The organism is Hominiventricola sp., assembly GCF_057604405.1.
The window spans coordinates 1-2,822 of the sequence record NZ_DBLYVB010000063.1; the positions used below are offsets into that span (position 1 = coordinate 1).

Here is a 2,822-nt window from a genome sequence, read left to right on the forward strand (position 1 = left end):
GCGGATTTCAGCAATCTTCAGATTGGTTGTGATAATGACCGGAAGTCCGGACTTGTACCGCTCATCAATAACGGCGTAGACCTGCTCCAGCGCATATTCGGTGCTGCGCTCAATTCCCAGATCATCCAGAATCAGCAAAGAATAGTTGGAAAATGAAGCGATATACCGGTATCGCTCTTCCGAATATATGGCACCCATCTGGTTCAAAATTTTGGAGAAATTCGTCATCAAAACCGGAATGCCCTGTTCCAGCAGCGCATTGGCAATACAGGCCGCCACAAAGGACTTTCCGGTGCCGACATCTCCCCATAACAAAAGGCCAAGGTTTTCAGCCTTGACCTTTTTCCACTGCTCCACATAGCGTTTTGCCATCTGGATATCCTTATTGTCCTCTGCAACGGCAAAATTCCATTCCAGAAGATGCTTTTCCTGAATCCCAGTTGCTTTCAGCTGCCTGATTTTACGCTGCCGCTCCAGCAGCTCATCCTGGCGTTTCTTCTCCGCCATCGCTTCCTGCTGGCATCTGCAAAGGCATGGAACAATCTTGTCTCTGCCCCAGAGCTTTACCCTGCACTGCACCGGCGTATGGCAGTTTCTGCAATACAACAGTCCGTCATCGCCCTGGTATTCCAGCTCTCCGGGTTCTTTCGGCGTAAAGAGCGAATCCAACGCCGCATTCAAAACTTCAGGCACCATGTCGCTCATAGGCTGTCTCCTTCCTCAAATGTGTAGTCTGCCGGGTTGTACTTCGGCTTTTCTCTCTTTGCCCAGCTCCGGATTGTTGCAAGGTGGTTTTTGTAGCTCCTGCCGGTGGAGGCCATATACTCAGAGAGCCGTTCCACTCGCATCTGATAATCTCCTGGGAACTCCTGCCGGAGCTTGCCGTATTCCGTGTCAGAAAGAAGGACATTTTCGTATGAGCCATACCGGTGTTGGATTTCCTTCTTCTCTCTTTTATTGATTGTTTTAGTACTTGTTCTATTAGTACTTAATTGCGCGGGATTTTCCGTAACCGGTGTGTCCGTATCCGGATTTACCGCATACGGCTTTTCCGTACACGGTGATTCCGAACACGGCTTTTTCCTTGGCATCTCATAAATCACATACTCCGCTCTGCCCATCCGACCGTTACTCTCACGCTGCTGGTTCCTTTCCAGATACCCAAGACGCTCCAGCTCCTTCAGAGCCGTAAGCACTCCATCTACGCCATCCGGCGTAATCGAAGATAACCCCCGTACCGAATAGTTCCATGTGTCTGGCAAACTGAGCAGCATGGAGAGAAGTCCTTTCCCTTTCAGGCTGAGACCCTGATCCCGCAGGTGGTAATTGCACATTGTTGTGTAATTGCTGTTCTTCTCAACCCTGAATACCGGCATGGTGCTCACCATCCTTTTTCGCAGGCTCCGCTTTTTTCTTCGGACATTTGCGCGGACGATCTTCGCTGTCCTCTCGGCGATGGTATTTGCCGGTATCCTGCATCATGCGTTCAAACGCCTGAAGGCGTCCCTCTGTAAAAAGCGTCATTCGATCACACCCCATTTCTTAAACAACTTGAAGAGATGATTCTTTCCCTTGCAGGTCACTCTCGTCTGCTGCACCAGTTTTCCGCTTCTGCCGTAGCAATCCCGGACAATAAAATAGCCCCTTGCAGATTTATCTGCAAAAGGCATCAGCCAGCCACTCGGACTGCGGTACAGATAGCGATGATCCAGTAAGAGAGCCACTGCCGTCTTCTCCGGGATTCCGATTTCCTTACAGAAATTCCTGATGCAGGTACAATCCTCCGAGTTCACAAAGGTGTCGAAGTAGTCTGCCTTGGGCTGTGCCGCATCCAGCTGTTTGCGGATACCCTCAAGCTGCTCCCTCTCGGCTACAAGCTCCTGTGCCAGGGTGTAGATGACCTCCGGATGCTGAATCACCTGATCCAAAATGGAATCGCTCATATACACTCCATGCTTGCGGATAGAAGGGAGAACTTCATCAAACACCCAGTGTTCAAATCGTTCTGCCGATGGCAGTTTGCTGTGAACGATCAGCCGGTAAACATCGCCTTCTGTGATAAAGGAGATTTCAACGACCTGCTCTCCAGCATTCCCATACTGGTTCACCTTCTGAACGACCCCCTCGCGTTTCGTTAGGGGGCCTCTGCAATGGCGTTTCACTGCGGCGTAGGGATTCACATACCCCAACGCTTTCGCCACGTCGCTTGCACAGAAGAAGGTCTTGCCTGCCTCCTGTAACAACCGGATCGAACCAAACTCCTGGTTCTCAAACACTTCCATCATCTGCCTCGACTGTCCGCCATGACTACCCACATCGGTATCATGGGTCTTCTGATTGAAATCCGTCATACCTGTTACCTCCTACTCAAATTTGTCTCGCCGGATTTCAGGCGAAAAAAAATAGAGCCTCGACCCATTCTCGTTTTCAAAGAATGAGCCAAGGCTCTATGTAAATCAGTCAAGTATGTGTTCGTCCGTCGATGGCAAAATTGGACTTCATTTGCTCCTATTGTCCACCAGTAATTTAACCCATAAGAGGTCAAAATGGGCTTGTCCACCAGTAATTTGACCACTATAAACCCATAAATTTCCGTTCAAATTCCATCAAAACCGAACAGTCCAGTCAGAATTTTGGGTATAGAAAAAGCCCGGAAAATAGCGTATTTCCGGGCTTTTTTAGCATTTTTAAGCTGTAGATTATCGCTTGCTGAACTGCGGAGCGCGACGAGCTGCTTTGAGGCCGTATTTCTTTCTTTCCTTCATACGAGGATCACGTGTCAGGAAGCCAGCTTTCTTCAGAACAGGTCTGAAGTCTGCATC

General features: G+C 49.4%; 5 protein-coding genes. All 5 read right to left on the bottom strand.

The annotated features are described in order from the left end of the window. Positions 1-705, bottom strand: a 705-nt coding sequence (locus ACZMB2_RS13855; RefSeq protein ID WP_487597158.1) for an ATP-binding protein, incomplete at its 3' end; no start/stop codon positions are given. After that, positions 702-1,376 carry a helix-turn-helix domain-containing protein gene (locus tag ACZMB2_RS13860; RefSeq protein WP_005929992.1) on the bottom strand — a complete coding sequence of 225 codons (675 nt, stop codon included), beginning with the start codon at positions 1,374-1,376 and terminating at the stop codon, positions 702-704. The genes ACZMB2_RS13855 and ACZMB2_RS13860, both read right to left, overlap by 4 nt. After that, complete coding sequence (locus ACZMB2_RS13865) at positions 1,357-1,524, bottom strand: hypothetical protein (RefSeq protein WP_009532276.1); 168 nt, start codon at positions 1,522-1,524, stop codon at positions 1,357-1,359. Before ACZMB2_RS13865 ends, ACZMB2_RS13860 begins: the two co-directional genes overlap by 20 nt. Further along, the gene (locus ACZMB2_RS13870; RefSeq protein WP_173744990.1) at positions 1,521-2,351 is read right to left on the bottom strand and encodes a phage antirepressor KilAC domain-containing protein; all 831 of its coding nucleotides are present in this window, start codon (positions 2,349-2,351) and stop codon (positions 1,521-1,523) included. Before ACZMB2_RS13870 ends, ACZMB2_RS13865 begins: the two co-directional genes overlap by 4 nt. Positions 2,352-2,699: 348 nt before the next feature. Continuing rightward, on the bottom strand, positions 2,700-2,822 hold a 123-nt coding region (gene rpsI / locus ACZMB2_RS13875), incomplete at its 5' end, for a 30S ribosomal protein S9 (protein ID WP_487597159.1).

Bases quoted from the DNA above. Each gene is read 5' to 3' on its own strand.
- ACZMB2_RS13860 (WP_005929992.1), bottom strand. From the start codon at position 1,376: ATGCCGGTATTCAGGGTTGAGAAGAACAGCAATTACACAACAATGTGC.
- ACZMB2_RS13865 (WP_009532276.1), bottom strand. From the start codon at position 1,524: ATGACGCTTTTTACAGAGGGACGCCTTCAGGCGTTTGAACGCATGATG.
- ACZMB2_RS13870 (WP_173744990.1), bottom strand. From the start codon at position 2,351: ATGACGGATTTCAATCAGAAGACCCATGATACCGATGTGGGTAGTCAT.